Source organism: Cellulomonas septica (genome assembly GCF_012396155.1).
Taxonomy (GTDB): domain Bacteria; phylum Actinomycetota; class Actinomycetes; order Actinomycetales; family Cellulomonadaceae; genus Cellulomonas; species Cellulomonas septica.
In genome coordinates, this window is sequence record NZ_JAAXOY010000762.1 from 1 (window position 1) to 1,522 (window position 1,522).

Annotated in this window: 1 protein-coding gene and 1 pseudogene; one reads left to right on the forward strand and one right to left on the reverse strand. The window is 73.4% G+C overall.

The features are described from left to right. The coding region (rpsB, locus tag HGA02_RS18925; protein WP_168680890.1) for a 30S ribosomal protein S2 at positions 1-810 on the reverse strand (810 nt) is incomplete at its 3' end. Between the two features lie 481 nt (positions 811-1,291). Between rpsB and HGA02_RS20595 the strand changes: the two are divergent. Next, positions 1,292-1,522: pseudogene (locus HGA02_RS20595) on the forward strand (hypothetical protein); the annotation flags it as partial.

Here is a 1,522-nt window from a genome sequence, read left to right on the forward strand (position 1 = left end):
CGCAGCGGCGGACGAGCCGGACTGCAGGTCGGCCTCGGCACCGGCGAGGAGCTCGCGCTCCCACTCGGCGAGCGGCTCGGCGTCGGCCTCGGCACCCTCCGCGGCGGCGGTGCGGCCCGAGTGGCGCTTGAGCAGGCCGTCGGCGGCGGCGTCCGCGATCACGCGGGTGAGCAGCTGGACGGCGCGGATCGCGTCGTCGTTGCCCGGGATCGGGTAGTCGACGACGTCCGGGTCGCAGTTCGTGTCGAGGATCGCGACGACCGGGATGCCGAGCTTGCGCGCCTCGTCGACCGCGAGGTGCTCCTTGTTCGTGTCGACGATCCACACGGCCGAGGGGACCTTGGCCATGTCACGGATGCCGCCGAGGGTCTTGCTGAGCTTGTCCTTCTCGCGACGCAGGACGAGCAGCTCCTTCTTCGTCAGGCCCGAGGCCGCGACGTCGTCGAAGTCGATCTGCTCGAGCTCCTTGAGGCGCTGCAGGCGCTTGTGGACCGTCGAGAAGTTGGTGAGCATGCCACCCAGCCAGCGCTGGTTGACGTACGGCATGCCGACGCGCGCGGCCTGCTCGGCGACGGGCTCCTGCGCCTGCTTCTTGGTGCCGACGAAGAGGATCGAGCCACCGTGCGCGACGGTCTGGCTGACGAAGTCGTACGCGCGGTCGATGTAGGACAGCGACTGCTGCAGGTCGACGATGTAGATGCCGTTGCGCTCGGTGAAGATGAAGCGCTTCATCTTGGGGTTCCAGCGGCGGGTCTGGTGCCCGAAGTGGACACCGCTCTCGAGCAGCTGGCGCATGGTCACGACGGCCATGGCACGTCCTTCCGGCGCGCACCGGCCGGTGCGCGCGTCTGGGCGGGGCCGCCTCGGCGGACCCGCGTCTCGGTTGTCGGCTCCGACACCAGGTCGAGGCCCCTGGCACCACGTCAGGGGCTGCGCCGCGGACCCCCGACGAGCGGGACGTCCTGCGGACCGGTGCAGCGCCCGACCCCGGTCGAGGTCCGCGAGGCGGACGACGAGGCGGGTCGGTGGTGCGCGATGTCGACCGGCACGGACCGGTCGCAGGGGAAGTCTAGCCGACGTCGGGCCGTGCCCCGTCCGGCGCCCGTGCGACCCGTCCCCAGCCCGGAACCGACCGCGCCCGTCCACCGTCGCGGCCTGATCCCGGCGCGACGGTCACGTTCCGCGTCACGCTCGGCACGTGTCCAGCCTCTCGCTCCCCCGTCGACGCGTCCCCCGACAGCCGACCCACGGCGGCACGTCGTCCCGCCGTCGGGCGCGGCTTCCCGCCCGCGTGGTCTCGACCGTGGTCACGCTCGGCACCGTCACCACGCTCGTGTCCGCATCGGCGCTCCCCGCGCCGGTGTCCGCATCGACGGCGGACACCGGCGCGCCGGACGTCCGACGACCGGTGGCCCGCTACGTCTGGCCGCTCGAGCCGCCCGTCGAGGTCACGGCCCCGTTCGAGGCCCCACCCGCCCCCTGGGCGGCCGGGCACCGCGGCGTCGACCTCCGGGCGGCGGCG